Source organism: Curtobacterium sp. RM9 (assembly GCF_054956955.1).
In genome coordinates this window covers 1,360,952-1,378,807 of the sequence record NZ_CM143271.1, presented here as the reverse complement: position 1 = coordinate 1,378,807, position 17,856 = coordinate 1,360,952, and the positions used below count along the sequence as shown (strand labels likewise).

The 17,856-nt window shown below is 70.3% G+C and carries 13 protein-coding genes; 2 read left to right on the top strand and 11 right to left on the bottom strand.

Annotation, left to right across the window (positions count from 1 at the left end; all coding sequences use genetic code 11):
- Positions 1–67: 67 nt before the first annotated feature.
- On the top strand, positions 68–1,954 hold the full coding sequence (locus tag ACY3FI_RS06475) for a glycoside hydrolase family 15 protein (RefSeq protein ID WP_462549963.1): 1,887 nt from the start codon (positions 68–70) through the stop codon (positions 1,952–1,954).
- Between the two features lie 105 nt (positions 1,955–2,059).
- Here the strand turns inward: ACY3FI_RS06475 and ACY3FI_RS06470 are convergent, their stop codons facing one another.
- From ACY3FI_RS06470 to ACY3FI_RS06445, 6 genes are all read right to left on the bottom strand, one after another.
- Positions 2,060–3,433, bottom strand: a complete 1,374-nt coding sequence (locus ACY3FI_RS06470; RefSeq protein ID WP_462549962.1) for a glucose-6-phosphate dehydrogenase — start codon at positions 3,431–3,433, stop codon at positions 2,060–2,062.
- A 201-nt stretch (positions 3,434–3,634) separates the two neighbouring features.
- Positions 3,635–4,051 (bottom strand): cytochrome c oxidase subunit 4, encoded by a 417-nt coding sequence (locus ACY3FI_RS06465; RefSeq protein WP_462549961.1) that lies wholly within the window; start codon positions 4,049–4,051, stop codon positions 3,635–3,637.
- Positions 4,052–4,055: 4 nt separating this feature from the next.
- Positions 4,056–5,792 carry an aa3-type cytochrome oxidase subunit I gene (gene ctaD / locus ACY3FI_RS06460; RefSeq protein ID WP_462549960.1) on the bottom strand — a complete coding sequence of 579 codons (1,737 nt, stop codon included), beginning with the start codon at positions 5,790–5,792 and terminating at the stop codon, positions 4,056–4,058.
- Between the two features lie 11 nt (positions 5,793–5,803).
- Positions 5,804–6,706, bottom strand: a complete 903-nt coding sequence (gene ctaC / locus ACY3FI_RS06455; protein ID WP_462549959.1) for an aa3-type cytochrome oxidase subunit II — start codon at positions 6,704–6,706, stop codon at positions 5,804–5,806.
- 257 nt (positions 6,707–6,963) lie between these two features.
- A complete protein-coding gene (locus ACY3FI_RS06450) occupies positions 6,964–7,338 on the bottom strand; it encodes a HesB/IscA family protein (RefSeq protein WP_462549958.1) in 375 nt (124 codons plus the stop codon).
- Positions 7,339–7,396: 58 nt separating this feature from the next.
- A complete protein-coding gene (locus ACY3FI_RS06445; protein ID WP_462549957.1) occupies positions 7,397–8,842 on the bottom strand; it encodes a dipeptidase in 1,446 nt (481 codons plus the stop codon).
- Positions 8,843–8,893: 51 nt separating this feature from the next.
- Between ACY3FI_RS06445 and ACY3FI_RS06440 the strand changes: the two genes are divergently transcribed.
- A complete protein-coding gene (locus tag ACY3FI_RS06440) occupies positions 8,894–9,469 on the top strand; it encodes a DUF3043 domain-containing protein (RefSeq protein WP_462549956.1) in 576 nt (191 codons plus the stop codon).
- A gap of 709 nt (positions 9,470–10,178) precedes the next feature.
- Here the strand turns inward: ACY3FI_RS06440 and ACY3FI_RS06435 are convergent.
- The 5 genes from ACY3FI_RS06435 to dnaE form a co-directional block, all read right to left on the bottom strand.
- Positions 10,179–11,264 carry a quinone-dependent dihydroorotate dehydrogenase gene (locus ACY3FI_RS06435; protein WP_462549955.1) on the bottom strand — a complete coding sequence of 362 codons (1,086 nt, stop codon included), beginning with the start codon at positions 11,262–11,264 and terminating at the stop codon, positions 10,179–10,181.
- Entirely contained in the window at positions 11,261–11,746 is a 486-nt protein-coding gene (gene nrdR, locus ACY3FI_RS06430) for a transcriptional regulator NrdR (protein WP_462549954.1), read from the bottom strand. The genes ACY3FI_RS06435 and nrdR overlap by 4 nt, the downstream gene beginning before the upstream one ends.
- Positions 11,747–11,758: 12 nt before the next feature.
- Positions 11,759–13,066 carry a histidinol dehydrogenase gene (gene hisD / locus ACY3FI_RS06425; RefSeq protein ID WP_462549953.1) on the bottom strand — a complete coding sequence of 436 codons (1,308 nt, stop codon included), beginning with the start codon at positions 13,064–13,066 and terminating at the stop codon, positions 11,759–11,761.
- A gap of 128 nt (positions 13,067–13,194) precedes the next feature.
- On the bottom strand, positions 13,195–13,989 hold the full coding sequence (locus tag ACY3FI_RS06420; protein WP_462549952.1) for a hypothetical protein: 795 nt from the start codon (positions 13,987–13,989) through the stop codon (positions 13,195–13,197).
- Positions 13,986–17,468: a DNA polymerase III subunit alpha gene (gene dnaE, locus ACY3FI_RS06415; RefSeq protein WP_462550320.1), complete on the bottom strand. Its 3,483-nt coding sequence runs from the start codon at positions 17,466–17,468 to the stop codon at positions 13,986–13,988. The genes ACY3FI_RS06420 and dnaE overlap by 4 nt, the downstream gene beginning before the upstream one ends.
- Between the last annotated feature and the right edge of the window lie 388 nt (positions 17,469–17,856).

Below are 17,856 nucleotides of genomic sequence, written 5' to 3'. Positions count from 1 at the left end.
CGGCGGTGCTGTGCACACCCTCAGTCCGCCACCCGGCCGGCACGGTCGTCGGTGGTTGGATCGGGCCATGAGCACGCCCGCACCGTCCTCCCGCATCGAGGACCACGCCCTGATCGGGGACACCGACACCGCAGCGCTCGTCCGGCGCGACGGCACGATCGACTGGGCGTGTCTGCCCCGGTTCGACAGTCCGTCCACGTTCGCCGCGCTCCTCGGCACCGCCGACCACGGGCAGTGGGCGCTGCGGCCCGCTGACCCCGACGCGACCGCCGTCCGGCGCTACCACCACGACACCCTGGTGCTCAGCACGGTGTGGACGACCGCGACGGGCGTCGCCGAGGTCACCGACTTCATGCCGGTCGGTGTGCACCGAGCAGCGGTCGTCCGCCGGGTGCGCGGACTCCGCGGCTCCGTCGAGTTCGAGCAGGACCTCCGGATCCGCTTCGACTACGCACGGGCCCTGCCGTGGGTGCGCCAGATCGGGGGCGACGACGACCCCGCGCTCCTCGCGACCGCCGGCCCGGGGTCCGTCATCGTCCGGGGCGCCCGCTTCCGCGCGGACGGCCACCGGCACGTCGCGAGGACGACGATCACCGACGGCACCGTCCTCGACACGGTCCTCACCTGGTACCCGTCGCACCGCGAACCGCCCGAGCCGCTCGACGTCGATGCCGCCCTGCACGCGACGACCCGGTGGTGGACGGACTGGATGGCCACCGCCCGCACCGAGGGCCCCTACGCCGAGGCCGCCCGACGCTCCCTGCTCGTCCTGCGCGCGATGACGCACGGCGAGACCGGCGGCGTCGTGGCAGCCGCGACCACGAGTCTGCCGGAGGACCCGGGCGGCGAGCGGAACTGGGACTACCGGTACGTGTGGCTCCGCGACGCTTCGCTCGCCCTCGCGTCGCTGATCGCGCACGGGTACCGCGACGAGGCGACCCACTGGCGCGGGTGGCTGCTCCGGGCGATCGCCGGTGACCCCGCCGACGTGCAGATCATGTACGGCATCGCGGGTGAACGGGAGCTGCCGGAGCGCGAGCTCGGCCACCTGCCGGGGTACGCGGACTCGAAGCCCGTCCGGGTCGGCAACGGCGCGTACACGCAGTACCAGGGCGACGTGTTCGGGGAGGTCCTCGCGGCGCTGCACGACGCGCGTGAGCTCGGCGTCGAGGAGAACGCCGACTCCTGGGCCCTGCAGCGCGCCCTGCTCGGCTTCGTCGAGGAGCACTGGCAGGAGCCCGACAACGGCATCTGGGAGATGCGCGGCCCCAGGCGTCAGTTCACGCACTCCCGAGCGATGATCTGGGCTGCGTTCGACCGTGGTGTGGCGGCGGTCGAGGAGTTCGGGCTCGAGGGGCCGGTGGACCGCTGGCGCACCCTGCGCGACCGTGTCCGGGCCGAGATCGAGGAGCACGGCTGGAACGCCGAGCGCGGGAGCTACCGGCAGCACTACGACACCGACGAGGTCGACGCGAGCCTGCTCGTCCTGCCGCAGATCGGTTACCTGCCGGCGGACGACCCGCGCATGACGGGCACCGTCACCGCGATCGAACAGGACCTCCGGACCGGACCGGACGGGCTCGTGCTCCGGTACCGCACCGAGGCGGGGTTCGACGGTCTGTCCGGCAGCGAGCACCCCTTCCTCGCGTGCTCCTTCTGGCTCGTCGAGCAGTACGCGGCATCGGGGCGCATCGAGGACGCCGAACGCCTCATGGACGTCCTCGTCGGGTACGCGAACGACGTCGGGATGCTCTCCGAGGAGATCGACGTCGCCACCGGGCACCACATCGGCAACACCCCACAGGTGCTCTCGCACCTGACGCTCGTGTCCGCCGCGGACGCCGTGGCCCGGGCACGGGGCGTGTCCGCCGGGCACCGCACCCGCCTCGCCGTGCACGACGGCGGCACGCGCTCCTGGACCGGCGAGGGGCGCCGAGCCGGTTCCCCTGCCTGACCACGTGAGCGAGGTCCCGGACCCGCACCGGGACAGACGGGAGGCGCGGTGCCAGCTGGCACCGCGCCTCCCGTCGGTTCCGCTCCGGTCAGGAGCCGGGGGTCGTCAGGAGGACGACACCCAGTCCGCCGGGCCCCGCGAACCGGCGCGGTACTCCTCGAGCGGGACCTCGCCGGACTGCCACGCGTCGACGACCGGACCCACGATCTCCCAGCAGCGCTCCGCGACGTCGCCGCGGATCGAGAGCAGCGGGTCGTCGTGGAAGATGCCGTTGAGCACCTCGCCGTACGGGGTGAGCTCGCCGTCGCTGAACGACGACGACAGGGTGACCTGCCCCATCTCGAACGGGTTGCCGCCACCGTTGGCCGACAGCGAGAGCTCGATCTCGTCCGGGTTCAGCACGATGCGGAGCGTGTCCGTCTTCGGGCGACCGGAGAGCCCGGAGGGCAGGCGCGTGACGGGCTTGAAGGTGATGAGGACCTCCTTGCGGCTGGCGCCGAGCGCCTTGCCGGAACGGAGCGTGAACGGCACGCCCTTCCAGCGCGCGGTGTCCACCTCGACCTCGATCTCGGCGAGCGTCTCGGTCCCGCGCGACTTGTCCACGCCGTCCTCGTCCTGGTACGAGGGCAGGTCCTTGCCGTCGATCGTGCCGGCCGTGTAGACGGCACGGCGCGAGGCGATCTTCGGGTCGTCGCCCTTGAGCCGGGTGGAGCGGAGGGCACGCGCGAGCGAGGAGCGGAACTCCACGGCGTCGATCGCGGCCGGGGCGTCCATCGTGACGAGGCCGAGGATCTGCAGCAGGTGCGACTGGATCATGTCGACGAGCGCGCCGGCCTCGTCGTAGTACTGGGCGCGGTTCTCGAGACCGAGGGTCTCGTCGTAGAAGACGTCGACCTTCTCGATGTTGTCCGCGTTCCAGATCGGCTCGAACAGTCTGTTCGCGAAGCGCAGCCCGATGATGTTCAGGACCGTGGTCCGACCGAGGAAGTGGTCGGTGCGGTGGACGCGCTCCTCGGGGACGAGCTTGAGGACCGTCTCGTTGAGGGCCTCGGCGCTGGCGACGTCGGTGCCGAACGGCTTCTCGAACGCCAGGGTCGTGCCCTCGGGGAGTTCGACCTGCTGCAGTGCCTCGCAGATGTCGGAGGCGATCTGCGGCGGGAGCGCGAAGTACAGGATCGGCTCGGCCTCAGCGGCGTCGAGCAGGGCCTTCAGGTGCTCCGGGTCGGTCGGGTCGCCCTGGATGAACTTCGTCGACGCGATGGTTGCGTCGACCTCGGGGCCCTTGACGTCCTGCGACGCGAAGGACTTCGAGACGACGTCCTTCCACTGCTCCTCGCTGCGGGCGCTGCGACCCGTGCCGATGAGCTGCACGGGGACCGCGCGGCCGCTCTGCAGGAACGTGCCGAGACCCGGCAGCAGCAGGCGGGAGGCGAGGTCGCCCGTCGCGCCGAAGATGATGAGAGTGCGCTTGTCGGTCACCGGAGGTGAGTCCTTTCGCTGTCGTGGGAGGTCCGCCTGGGGTCAAGCCGCGTGCGGGCCGGTTGATTCCCTGATACCCGCATCGACCGTGGAACACGTGTCGGGAGGGGACGGGCACCGGGTGGTTCTGGTGCGGACGCACTTCGGGCGGCACCGGATGTGGTGCCGCCCGAATCTGTCAGGTGCGCTGCAGGCTGCGGATCAGTGTCCGAAGTTGCCGCGGTAGTACTCGTAGACCCAGCCGACGAGGGTCACCGTCACGAGCGAGAGCCCGATCGGGACGATCCAGAGGCCGGCCGCGAGACCGAGGAAGCACAGCGCCGTCGAGGCCGCCAGCAGGATCGGCCACCACGACCACGGGCTGAAGTGCCCGAGCTCGGCGTCGCCGTCCTCGATGTTCGCGTCGGGGCGGTCCTCGGGGAGGACGCCGCCCTGGCTGGACATGACCCGGCCGAGGTAGAACGCGATGAACGCGGACATGATCCCGGTGAGGCCGATCGCGACAGTGCCGACCCACTCAGGGCGGCCGTAGTAGATGAGCGCCCAGATGGTGTACGCGGCGTCCGCGAGGATGAAGAACCCGAAGAGGATCCAGAACAGGTTGGTGTTGGCGCGCATGGCGTTACTTCACCTCGCCCTTCGCGGCGTCGTAGGTCGGAGCGTCCGGGGCGTCCTTCGCCGGCCCCACACCGATCGGCACACCGGCCTCGGGGTGGTTCAGGTCGAAGGCCGGGGACTCGGAACGGATCCGCGGGATCGACGTGAAGTTGTGGCGCGGCGGCGGGCAGCTGGTCGCCCATTCGAGCGAGCGGCCGTAGCCCCACGGGTCGTTCACGGCGACCTTCGGCGCGTTCCGAGCGGTCACGTAGACGTTGAAGATGAACGGCAGGAACGAGATCGCGAGGATCATCGAGCCGATCGTCGACAGCTGGTTCATCCAGGTGAAGCCGTCGTTCGGCAGGTAGGTCGCGTAGCGACGCGGCATGCCGATGACGCCCAGCCAGTGCTGGATGAGGAACGTGGTGTGGAAGCCGATGAACAGGAGCCAGAAGTGGATCTTGCCCAGGCGCTCGTTGAGCATCTTGCCGGTCCACTTCGGCCACCAGAAGTAGAAGCCGGAGAACATCGCGAAGACGACGGTTCCGAAGACCACGTAGTGGAAGTGCGCGACGACGAAGTACGAGTCGGACACGTGGAAGTCGAGCGGCGGCGACGCCAGGATCACGCCGGTGAGACCACCGAAGGTGAACGTGATGAGGAAGCCGACGGCCCAGAGCAGCGGCGTCTCGAAGGTCACGGAGCCGCGCCACATCGTTCCGACCCAGTTGAAGATCTTCACGCCGGTCGGCACCGCGATGAGCATCGTCATCAGCGAGAACCACGGGAGCAGCACGCCACCGGTGACGTACATGTGGTGCGCCCACACCGTGACCGAGAGGGCCGCGATGGAGATGGTCGCGTAGACGAGGGTCTTGTACCCGAAGATCGGCTTGCGGCTGAAGACCGGGAAGACCTCGGAGACGATGCCGAAGAACGGCAGCGCGATGATGTACACCTCGGGGTGGCCGAAGAACCAGAAGAGGTGCTGCCAGAGCAGTGCCCCACCGTTGGCCGGGTTGTAGATCTGGGCGTCGAACACGCGGTCGAGACCGAGGCCGAACAGCGCGGCGGCGAGGACCGGGAACGCCATCAGCACGAGGAGCGACGTCACGAGGGTGTTCCACGTGAAGATCGACATGCGGAACATGGTCATGCCCGGGGCGCGCATCGTGATGATCGTCGTGATGAAGTTCACCGCACCGAGGATCGTCGAGAAGCCGGTCATGCCGAGGCCGAAGACCCAGAGCGTCCCACCGAGACCCGGTGTGAACGTCGTGTCACTCAGTGGCGCGTAGGCGAACCAGCCGAACGACGCCGCACCCTGCGGGGTGAGGAAGCCGCCGACCGCGATCAGCGAGCCGAAGAGGTAGAGCCAGAACGCGAAGCCGTTCAGTCGCGGGAAGGCGACGTCGGGCGCACCGATCTGGAGCGGCATGATCGCGTTCGCGAAGCCCGAGAACAGCGGCGTCGCGAACATCAGCAGCATGATCGTGCCGTGCATCGTGAACAGCTGGTTGTACTGCTCCTTCGTCGCGACCACGTGCAGGCCGGGCTCGAAGAGCTGGGCACGGATGACCAGGGCCATCACACCCGCGAGCAGGAAGAAGATGAACGAGGCGATCAGGTACATGTACCCGATGGTCTTGTGGTCCGTGGAGGTGATCCACCGGACGATGATGTTGCCCTTCCGACCGACCTTCGACGCCTGGAAGTCCGGCGTCGTCGGCGCTGTCGGCTGACCGACGAGTGACGTTGTCATCTGACGAGCCCCTACTTGTTCTCGCTGGACGCCTCGACCGGCGCCTTGTTGTTCGGTTCGTTCGTGTTCGTGTCGTACTCGTTGCCGAGGAGACCGACCTTGCCCTGGTCGCGCAGGTCGCCGAGGTACTTCTGGTAGTCGGCGTTCGAGACGACCTTGACCTGGAAGAGCATCAGCGAGTGGTACTCACCGCAGAGCTCGGCGCACTTGCCCTGGTACGTGCCGATCTTCTGCGGGACGAAGTACTCGTAGTTCGTCTTGCCCGGGAGCATGTCCTTCTTGTACAGGAAGTCGATGACCCAGAAGGAGTGGTCGACGTCGCGGGACGACAGCTCGATCTTGACCTTCTTGTCGACCGGCAGGTACAGCGTCGGGAGCTGCGACTCGTCGATGGCCCCGTCGCCGTTCTCTTCTTCCTGGGCCTGGATGCCCTGGTAGTAGACGCTCTCTTCGGGGTTCTTCTCGTTGATGTAGTTGAAGTCCCACGCCCAGCGCTTGCCGTAGACGTGGACCGTCGCGTCCGGGTTCGTGAACGGCTTCTCGATCGCGGACTGGTCCTTCGCGGTGAAGGCGAAGAAGCCGAGCACGAGGATCAGCGGCACGATCGTGTAGAAGATCTCGAGCGGCATGTTGTACCGCATCTGCACGGGCAGGCCGGTCTGGCCCTTCCGGCGGCGGTAGACGATCGCTGCCCAGATGATGAGGCCCCACACGATGAGGCCCACCGCGAGCAGGACGACCCAGCTCGTGGTCCACAGGCCGACGATGCGGCTCGTGTGGTTGGTGACGTCCTTCGTCTCCTCCGTGCCGGGGAGCCATCCGTTCATCTGCTGCTGCGTGCAGCCAGCCAGTGCGATGACCAGACCGACGGCCACCGGGACGGCCGCCCAACGTATACGGCGATTCGAACGCACTGTTACCTCTCGGAAGAACGTGTTAACCGGGGTGACCGCGACACCAAGGTCGCTTCAGGCGCACTCCCAGCTTGGTTGGAACACTCCTAGCCTACTCGCAGCCGACGACCACGAGTGCACATGCGACACGCCCCCAGCCGCGATGCGCGCTGCTCTGTGCGGCGTTTTCCCTGGTCGGAGCGCTGCCACGCCCGGACACGACACGAGCGGGGAACGACCATCCGGTCGTTCCCCGCTCGTGTCGGTGCGCGCTGGCGTCAGTGGAAGCTGTCGCCGCACGCGCAACTGCCCTGCGCGTTCGGGTTGTCGATCGTGAAGCCCTGCTTCTGGATCGTGTCCTCGAAGTCGATCGTGGCGCCGTCGAGGTACGGCACGCTCATCTTGTCGACGACGACCTCGACGCCGGTGCCGAACTCGGCGGTCGTGTCGCCGTCGAGCAGCCGCTCGTCGAAGTAGAGCTGGTAGATGAGGCCCGAGCAGCCGCCGGGCTGCACGGCGAGACGCAGACGCAGGTCGTCGCGGCCCTCCTGCTCGAGGAGGCTCGCCACCTTCGCCGCGGCCGCGTCGCTGAGCAGGACGCCGTGCGAGGGCGTCTCGGTCGCCGGTGCGTTCTCGGTGATGGTGTCGCTCATACGCGCGTCTCCCTCCGGGCGGTGTGGTTCACCGCGCCTGGTCCGATTGTAAGCACGCTCAGCCGCGCGTCGCGAGGCGCGCCAGCAGGATCGCCTCGGAGAGGATCGCGCGGTGCAGGACGCCGAGGTGCTGCGACTCGTTCGGGCTGTGCGCCCGGGTGTCCGGGTCCTCCACGCCGGTGACCAGGATCTGCGCCTCCGGGAACTGCGCCGCGAGGTCCGAGACGAACGGGATCGAGCCGCCGATGCCGGTCTCGACCACCTCGTTGCCCCAGCCCTCGCGCATCGCCGTGCGCGCCTCCTGGACGGCCCAGCCGGCCGTGTCGACGAGGAAGCCGTCCCCGGTGTCGACCTCGTCGATCTCGAGACGCGCGCCGAAGGCGACGTGCTCGCGCAGGTGCCGCTCGACGGCGGCGAAGGCGTCCGTCGCCGACTGGCCGGGCGCGATGCGGACGGAGATGCGCGCCGCGACCGTCGGCAGCAGCGTGTTCGAGGCGTTCGCGACGCTCGGGACGTCGAGACCGGTGACCGTGATCGACGGCTGGAACCACATGCGCGACAGCACCGGCCCGGTACCGACCGGACGCACGCCGGGCAGGAGTGCGGCGTCGGCGGCGAGCTCGTCCTCGCTCCGCTCGGGCACGTCGGCGTCGTACGAGGTGAGCCCGGCGACCGCGACCGCCCCGGCGTCGTCGTGGAGCGAGGCGAGCAGGCGCGCCATCGGGATCATCGCGTCCGGGGCCGCTCCCCCGAACATGCCGCTGTGGCTGGCGTGCTCCAGCGTCGTGAGGGTCGCCTTGAAGGTGACGTTGCCGCGCAGCGAGACGGTGATGGACGGGATCTCGGCGGACCAGTTGTCGCTGTCCGCGACGACGATGACGTCGGCTGCGAGGTGCTCCTGCTGCTCGCGGAGGAAGGTGCGGAAGGAACGGGACCCGAACTCCTCCTCGCCCTCCACGAAGAGCACGACGCCGAGGTCGAGGTCGTCACCGAACTGCGCGTGCAGCGTCCTGAGCGCGGCGATGTGCGAGATCACCCCGGCCTTGTCGTCCGAGGCGCCGCGGCCGTACAGCCGGTCGCCGCGCAGGGTCGGCTCGAAGGGCGGGGTCTCCCAGAGCGCGTCGTCGCCCTGGGGCTGCACGTCGTGGTGCGCGTAGAGCATCACGGTCGGCGCACCGTTGCGGGCGGCACGGACGGCGAGGACCGCCGGCTGACCGAGCTCACCGCCGGACGCCTCGACCGCCGAGGTGTCCCCCTCGACCGCGGAGCGCACGATGCGGACCGCGTCGGCGTCGAACACCCCGGTCGACCGCGCGAGGTCGGCGACGGCCTCGGCACTGGCCCGGACGTGGGCCGGGTCGAACGCCGACCACGACACCGACGGCAGGCGCACCAGCGCGGACAGGTCGGCGATCGTGGCGGGCAGCGACCCCTGCACGTGTTCGCGCAGGGCGTCGAGGAGCGCGGGGTCGGTCGCGGGCGCGGTCTGTTCGGTGTCGGTCATGCCCGGTAATCTAGAGGAGATCCAGCACGCAACCGCAGTCAGGAACGCACCGTGGCGAAGGCAGCCCCCAAGACCAACACGACCGTCAACCCCTCCGAGGAAGAACTCCTCGAGCAGGGCAAGGGTCGCCCGACGCCCTCGCGGCGCGAGCGTGAGGCAGCCAACCGCCGTCCCCTCGTCGGCAACAGCCCGCAGGACCGCAATGCAGCTCGCGCCCGGCTGAACGGCGAGCGCGAGAAGGCCCGCGTCGGCATGGCGAACGGCGAGGAGAAGTACCTCCCCGCGAAGGACAAGGGCGAGCAGCGGAAGTTCGTGCGCGACTGGATCGACGCCCGCTGGAACGTGGGCGAGGTCATGATGCCCGTGCTCGTGCTGTTCCTGCTCGTCGGGTTCGCGGCCGCGCAGACCGCCCTGGCCTCGTACGCGCTGCTGCTCGTGTGGGCGTTCGTCGCGCTCTTCGTGCTCGACTGCGCCATCCTCTGGTTGTCGTTCCGCAAGAAGCTCACGGCGAAGTTCGGCTCGATGCAGCGCGGGACGTTCCTGTACGTCCTGACCCGGGCGTGGCAGTTGCGCTTCCTGCGCCTGCCGAAGCCGCAGGTGCGCCGCGGGCAGTACCCGACCCTCTGACGCTCACCGCGTCACAGGAGCGCCGTCCGGCCGTGCCGGGCGGCGCTCCTGCGTGTGCGGGGTGGGGGGCTGGCGGGGCCGGCGAGGCCGGCGTTCGTCCGCCGAGCGGGCGAAATCCGGCACGCCCGGCATCGTCCGGCGTCGACATCACCCTCGCCGCGGACATGAGCGGCATGTCGTGCCCGCTCAATCAGAGCGCGGCCGGTCCGGCGCACACGTCCGGGTCGGCTTGCCGAGCGGGCAACATCGGGCACGCTCGACATGGACCTCCGACGACTTCCGCCCGCGCCGCGAACCTGAGCGGCATGTCGTGCCCGCTCGGCGAGAGCGCGGCAGGCCCGCGGCATGCCCGGCGCGCCCGGCATCGCCCGGCATCGCCCGGGCTCACCCTGGGCTCGTCCGCCGAGCGGGCAACATCGGGCACGCTCAGCGAGGCCCGGCGGCGACTCGCGCCCGCGCCGGGAACCTGAGCGGCATGTCGTGCCCGCTCGATGCCGTCCCGGAAGGTCTCCGCAAGGCCACCGGACGGGAGGCTCGGTCAGCGCCCGCATCGTCCCTCCCGTCCGGCGACGGTGCCGACCACCCCGAGGCGCGCCCGGCCACGCGCGTTCCAGTCGTAGGACTCGCCGCCGAGCGGCTGCGCCGACGGCTCGCGACCGGAACAGCAGCGAGCAGCCAGTCGCGCGACCGGGAGCGCCCGCGCTGCGCCTCAGCCCGCGCTGCGCTCCGCGCGCCGCAGGCGGCGCCGCCGCAGCCGGTTGATCCGGGTCGCCCAGGTCGGTCCCTCGTAGAGGAACGCGGTGTACCCCTGCACGAGTGTCGCCCCCGCGTCGACGCGGTCCTGCACGTCCTGCTCGCTCGTCACCCCACCGACGGCGATGACGCAGAAGTCCGTGGGGACGGCAGCCCGCACGCGCCGCAGGACCTCGAGCGACCGTTCGGCAACCGGGGCTCCGGAGAGTCCGCCGGCCCCCATCGCCTCGACCTCGGCCGCGGGCGTGGTCAGCCCGGTGCGCGCGATCGTGGTGTTGTTCGCGATGATCCCGGCGAGCCCGAGGTCCACCGCGAGCCCGGCGATCGCGTCGATCTGCTCGTCGGTGAGGTCGGGCGCGATCTTCACGAGCACCGGGGTGCGACCGGCAGCATCGCGGACCCCGGAGAGCAGCGGCCGGAGCTGGTCGAGCTCCTGCAGACCGCGGAGTCCGGGCGTGTTCGGCGAGCTGACGTTCACCGCAAGGTAGTCGGCGAACGGAGCGAGCAGCCGCGTCGACTCGAGGTAGTCGTCGACGGCGTGCTCGACCGCCACGACCCGGCTCTTGCCGATGTTGACGCCGATGACCGGCCGACCCGGGTGACGCCGTGCGCGTTCGAGGCGTCGGGCCGCCCGCACGGCGCCCTGGTTGTTGAAGCCCATGCGGTTGATGAGCGCCCGGTCCGGGATGAGCCGGAAGAGCCGGGGTCGTTCGTTGCCGGGCTGCGGCTTCGCGGTCAGCGTGCCGACCTCGACGTGCCCGAACCCGAGGACCCCGAGGCCGATGATGCCCTTCGCGTCCTTGTCGAACCCGGCGGCGAGGCCGAACCGGGAGGGGAAGTGGATGCCCATCGTCGTCACACCGTCGAGGGCGGACGGCCGTGAGTACCGCTCGACGAGGCCGCCGACGACCGGGATGCTCGGCAGGGCCGTGATGACCGCGAACGCGATGTGGTGCGCCCGTTCGGGGTCCATGTTCGCGAACACCGACCGGAAGACGACGGCGTAGGCACCGCGGACGAGACGCTCGGCGACGCCGCTCATGCGCCGGACGCCGGACCCGCGCCCGTGGACGCCGCGTGGTGGTCGAGGCGCAGTTGCGAGATGGCGTCCTCGAAGTCCTCGAGGGACTCGAACGCCTGGTAGACACTGGCGAAGCGCAGGAAGGCGACCTCGTCGAGCTCACGGAGCGGAGGCAGGATCGCGAGCCCGATGTCGTTGGCGTCGATCTGGCTGGACCCGGACGACCGCACGGTCTCCTCGACCCGCTGCGCGAGCACCGCGAGGTCGCCGTCGGTGACCGGTCGCCCCTGACACGCCTTGCGCACCCCGGACACGATCTTGTCGCGGCTGAACGGTTCGGTGACGCCGTTGCGCTTCACGACGTTGAGCGACGCGGTCTCCGTGGTGGAGAAGCGGCGCCCGCAGTTCGGGCACTGGCGGCGGCGACGGATGGACGTGCCGTCGTCGCTGGTGCGGGAGTCGACGACGCGGGAGTCCGGGTGGCGGCAGAAGGGGCAGAACATGGCGTCCCCAGGCTACCGGTTCGTCCGCTCCGTCACGGCGGCACCGTGGGCGGGCAGCTGTTCCTCGGATGCGAGGGCCACGATGTGGGGGGCGACCTCGGCGAGTGCCTCGGCCGTGTACCGGATCACCTGCTGCGGGCGGAGGAAGGTCGACGCGGACAGCCCGGAACCGAACCGTGCCTGGCCGCCGGTCGGCAGGACGTGGTTGGACCCGGCGAGGTAGTCACCGAGGCTCACCGGGGTGCTCGGACCGACGAAGACCGCCCCGGCGGCGTCGATGTCCGCGAGCACGGCGTCGTCGTCCGCGGTCTGGATCTCGAGGTGCTCCGGGCCGTACGCGTTGCTCACGGTCGCGGCGTCGGCGAGCGAGTCCACCAGCACCACGGCGGACTGCGGTCCGTCCAGGGCGGTCTGGAGGCGCGCAGCCGTCCCCAGGACCGCCGTGCGTTCCGGGATGGCCGCTTCCACTGCGTCAGCGAACGACTCCGAGGTCGTCACCAGGACACTGCCCGCCTGCTCGTCGTGCTCCGCCTGGCTGACGAGGTCGGCCGCGACGAACCCCGGGTCGGCGGTCTCGTCGGCGATCACGAGGATCTCGGTGGCGCCCGCCTCGGAGTCGATGCCGACGACGCCGCGCACGAGGCGCTTCGCCGCCGCGACGAAGTTGTTGCCGGGGCCGGTGACGAGGTCGACGGGCTCGAGGCCGATGCCCGGCACACCGTACGCCAGGGCGCCGACCGCGCCGGCGCCGCCCATCGCGTAGACCTCGTCGATGCCGAGCAGCCCGGCCGCCGCGAGGATCGTCGGGTGCACCGCGCCACCGTGGTGCCGCTGGGGCGGGGACACGAGCGCGATCGACCGGACGCCGGCGACCTGCGCGGGGACGACGTTCATGACGACGCTCGAGGGGTAGACGGCCTTGCCGCCGGGGACGTACAACCCGACGCGACGCATCGGCTGCCAGCGCTGGTGGACCTCGGCGCCGTCCGCGAGCGTGGTGACCGAGGCGGCGGGCACCTGCGCGGCGCTGGCGGCGCGGACGCGGCGGATCGCCTCGTCGAGGGCGGTGCGGACGGCGGGCGCGAGGCCCGCGACGGCTGCGGCGATCTCGGCGGCGGGGACACGGACGTGCGCCGGCGCTCCCCCGTCGAAACGCTCGGCCTGCTCGTGCAGCGCGTGCTCCCCCCGGTCGCGGACGTCCTCGACGAGGACGCGCGCGGCGTCCACGGCGTGGCCGATGTCACCCGCGGCGCGGGGCATGAGTCGGAGGAGTTCGGCACGGGCGGGCAGGCCGCCACGGAGGTCGATTCGCTGCATCATCAGGCCCCCAGCCTACCGACGCCCGCTGACGGCCCCGCTGCCGTGAGCGGGTCTGTGGAGGCGACCTCGTGGTGGACGCGCGGTGCAGGAGGGGTGCGGTCCGTCGCGCACCCGCACCGCGCCTCCCGTCAGACGAGCGCGTCGACGACCGGCTCGTGGCGACGCATCGCAGCCTCGTCCCACGCTCCGAGCAGGTGCAGCGTCCCGATGCGGAAGGCGAGCGCCCGCACGAGGAACTGCGCCCACCCGTCCACGCCCGCGCCGAGCGTGGCGAGCCGGTCGAGCGGCACCCCGTGCCAGCACACGGCGTCGACCGCCGCGATCGCTGCGGCGTACCCGACCGGCCGCCAGTACGGCGCCCAGTCGATGACCGTCGGCGCGCGCCCCTCGGCGAACAGCACGTTGCCGAGCAGGTCGCCGTGCACGAGCTGGGACGGCGCACGGACCGGGCGGAACGCCCCACGGAGCCGGTCGAGGGTCGGGTCGGCGGGGAGGGCCGCCGCGCCCCACACCGCGCGGTCGGCGCGGCTCCAGGGGTCCTGCTTGCGGTCGAGGAACGCCGGATGGTCGAGGCCGGCGACGGCTCGGTGGAACGCCTCCCCGGCCAGCAGCACGTCCTCGACCCGCGTCTCGGCCGCCTGCCCGGGCACCCATCGCCAGGCCTCCCACTCCCCCGCGCGCCACGAGCCGTCGACGGCCCGGACGGGCCGAGGCGTGCGGACGGCACCGGAGTGCGGCAACCGCTCCAGGACGCCCGCGCGCCAGTCCGTCTCGGCGGCGCCGTCGTGGGGGCGGAGGACGACGTCGCCCGATCGCCAGGTCAGCCCGCGGCCGCCGGCGAGCCGGACGAGCGGGCCGGAGGCGCCGAACGCCCGGAGCACGTCGGCCCCGGGCGTTCGGACTCGGGCCGACGCGCCGGTCACACCAGGCAGCGTGGCCCGAGCAGGCTCTTCAGCTCGCCGAACAGGTCCGGCGTCAGGCTCACCGGGAACGGCAGCTCGAACGTCCGGGCCACGTCGTCCTTCAGCAACCGCAGCCGCACCTCGGTCGCACCGCTGTGCCGGCCGAGGACCGCCGCGAGCTCGGTCACGGTCTCGGTGGTGGCCTGCCGCTCCGGCACCGAGAGCGTGAGCGGACCGGAGCCCATCGCATCGCCGACGTTCGGCTGGAACATGCTCACCGCGTGCAGGGCCTTGCCGTCGTCGCGCACGTTCACCCGACCACGCAGGACCACGATCGAGTCCGCCACGAGGGACGGCCCGAACTCCTGGTACGTCTTGCCGAGGAACATGACGCCGATCTCGCCGCCGAAGTCCTCGATCTGCACGATGCCGTACGGGTTGCCGCTCGACTTCGCGACGCGGTGCTGCACGCTCGTGAGCAGCCCCGCGACCGTGACCGTCTCGCCCTCGACCGAGTCGTCGGCGGCGATGAGGTCGGCGATGGTGATCGACTGGTGCTTCGCGAGCTCGATCTCGAGTCCGGCGAGCGGGTGGTCGGACACGTAGAGACCGAGCATGTCCCGCTCGAAGGCGAGCTTGTCGCGCTTGGCCCACTCCGGTCGGTCCGGCACCTGGGACACCGGGGCGGCCGCGGGCTGTTCCTCGGCGACCTCGGCGAACAGCGAGTCGAAGTCGAACCCGACGTTGCCGTTGGCCTCGTCACGCTTCACCTTCACCGCGGACTCGACCGCACCCTCGTGGATCTCGACGAGCGCACGGCGGGAGTCGCCGAACTCGTCGAAGGCACCGGCCTTGATGAGCGACTCGACGGTCCGCTTGTTCGCGGACGAGATCGGGATCTTGCGGAGGAAGTCGTGGAAGGACTCGAACGCACCCTTCTGGGTGCGGGCCTGCACGATGTCGTCGACGACGTTGAAACCGACGTTGCGGATCGCACCCATGCCGAAGCGGATGTCGTCGCCGACGGCCGCGAAGAAGCCGATCGACTCGTTGACGTCCGGGGGCATGACCTTGATGCCCATCCGACGGCACTCGTTGAGGTACAGCGCGAGCTTGTCGCGGGCGTCACCGACACTCGTCAGGAGCGCCGCCATGTACTCGGCCGGGAAGTGCGCCTTGAGGTACGCCGTCCAGAACGACACCACGCCGTAGGCCGCCGAGTGCGCCTTGTTGAACGCGTAGTCGGAGAACGGCAGCAGGATGTCCCACAGGGTCTTGATCGCGGCGGCCGAGTAGCCGTTGTCCTGCATGCCCTTCTCGAAGCCCGCGTACTGCTTGTCGAGCTCGGACTTCTTCTTCTTGCCCATCGCGCGACGGAGGATGTCCGCCTGGCCGAGCGAGAAGCCCGCGACCTTCTGCGCGATGGCCATGACCTGCTCCTGGTAGATGATCAGGCCGTAGGTCGTGCCGATGATGTCCTGCAGGGGCTCGGCGAGCTCCGGGTGGATCGGGGTGATCGGCTGCTCGCCGTTCTTCCGGAGCGCGTAGTTCGTGTGCGAGTTCGCACCCATCGGCCCCGGGCGGTACAGGGCGATGAGCGCGGAGATGTCCTCGAAGTTGTCCGGCTTCATCAGGCGCAGCAGTCCGCGCATCGGGCCGCCGTCGAGCTGGAACACGCCGAGGGTGTCGCCGCGCTGCAGGAGCTTGTAGGCCTCGTCGTCCTCGAGGCCCATGTTCTCGAGGTCGAGCTCGATCCCGCGGTTCGCCTTGATGTTGTCGAGGGCGTCACTGATGATCGTGAGGTTGCGGAGCCCCAGGAAGTCCATCTTGATCAGGCCGAGCGACTCCGCTGCCGGGTAGTCGAACTGCGTGACGATCTGGCCGTCCTGCTCACGCTTCATCACCGGGATGATGTCGATGAGCGGGTCGCTCGACATGATCACACCGGCGGCGTGCACGCCCCACTGCCGCTTCAGGCCCTCGAGGCCGAGCGCGGTGTCGAACACCGTCTTCGCCTCGGGGTCGGTCTCGACGACCGTGCGGACGTCGACGGCCTCCTTGAAGCGCGGGTGTTCCTTGTCGAAGATCCCGGTGAGCGGGATGTCCTTGCCCATCACGGGCGGCGGCATGGCCTTGGTGAGCTTCTCGCCCATGCCGAACGGGAAGCCGAGGACGCGCGAGGAGTCCTTCAGCGCCTGCTTCGCCTTGATGGTGCCGTAGGTCACGATCTGCGCGACGCGCTCCGACCCGTACTTCTCGGTGACGTACTTGATCGCCTCACCGCGGCGCCGGTCGTCGAAGTCGACGTCGAAGTCGGGCATCGAGACGCGGTCCGGGTTGAGGAAGCGCTCGAAGATCAGGCCGTGCCGGATCGGGTCGAGGTCGGTGATCCGCATCGCGTAGGCCACCATCGAGCCGGCGCCGGAGCCACGGCCCGGTCCGACGCGGATGCCGTTGTTCTTCGACCAGTTGATGAAGTCGGCGACGACGAGGAAGTACCCCGGGAAGCCCATCTGGTTGATGATCCCGACCTCGTAGTCGGCGCGGTCCTGGACCTCCTTCGAGATGCCGTCCGGGTAGCGGTACCGCAGGCCGGCGGCGACCTCCTTCTCGAACCAGGAGTGCTCGGTCTCGCCGTCCGGCACCGGGAACTTCGGCATGTAGTTCGCCGCGGTGTCGAACTCGACGTTGCACCGCTCCGCGATGAGCAGCGTGTTGTCGCAGGCCTCGGGGTTGTCGCGGAACAGGTGCCGCATCTGCTGCGGCGTCTTCAGGTAGAACTCGTCGGCGTCGAACTTGAACCGGTTCGGGTCGTTCAGCGTCGAGCCGGACTGCACGCAGAGCAGGGCGGCGTGCGACTTGGCGTCGTGCGAGTGCGTGTAGTGCAGGTCGTTCGTGCCGACCAGCGGGATGTCGAGGTCCTTCGCGAGCCGGATGAGGTCGCTCATGATCCGACGCTCGATCTCGAGGCCGTGGTCCATGACCTCGGCGAAGTAGTTCTCCTTGCCGAAGATGTCGCGGTAGTCCGCCGCCGCCTGCCGGGCCTCGGCGTACTGGCCGAGACGCAGGCGCGTCTGGATCTCGCCCGAGGGGCAACCCGTCGTCGCGATGATGCCCTCGTGGTACTGCTCGAGCAGTTCGATGTCCATGCGGGGCTTGAAGTAGTACCCCTCGATGGACGCACGGCTGGACAGCCGGAACAGGTTGTGCATGCCCGTGGTGTTCTCGGCGAACATCGTCATGTGCGTGTACGCACCCGAGCCCGACACGTCGTCCCCGCCGCCGTCGCCCCAGCGCACGCGGGTCTTGTCGGTGCGGTGGGTGCGGGGCGTGATGTACGCCTCGGTGCCGATGATCGGCTTCACCCCGCCGGCCTTCGCGGCCTTCCAGAACTCGAACGCCCCGAACATGTTGCCGTGGTCGGTGACCGCGACCGCGGGCATGCCCTGCGCCGCCGTCTCGGCGACCAGGTCGCCCAGTCGCGCGGCGCCGTCGAGCATCGAGTACTCGCTGTGCACGTGCAGGTGGACGAAGGAGTCGGTGTCCGACACGCATGCCTCCGGTTCGATCGAGCTGCGGGGTGGGAACAGCCTAACCGCGGTGGCCGACACGGACGGGCGTGTCGGGTGCGGTGGACGCGACCGGACGGCGGACGGGAGGCGCGCAGCACCGCCGCCCCGCGCCTCCCGTCCGGCGGTCAGCCCCGCTCACCGCCCACAGCGGGCGGGCGGGACACGCCGCGCGCGTCCCGCCGAGCGGGCAGGACACGCCGCGTACGTGCCGCCGAGCGGGCGGAAGACGGTGCCGGGCAGCGCCGAGCGTGACGGAAACTGCCCGCTCGCCGAGCGGCGCACGCTCCTGCAGCCGAGCGGCGAAGGTCCCGCCGAG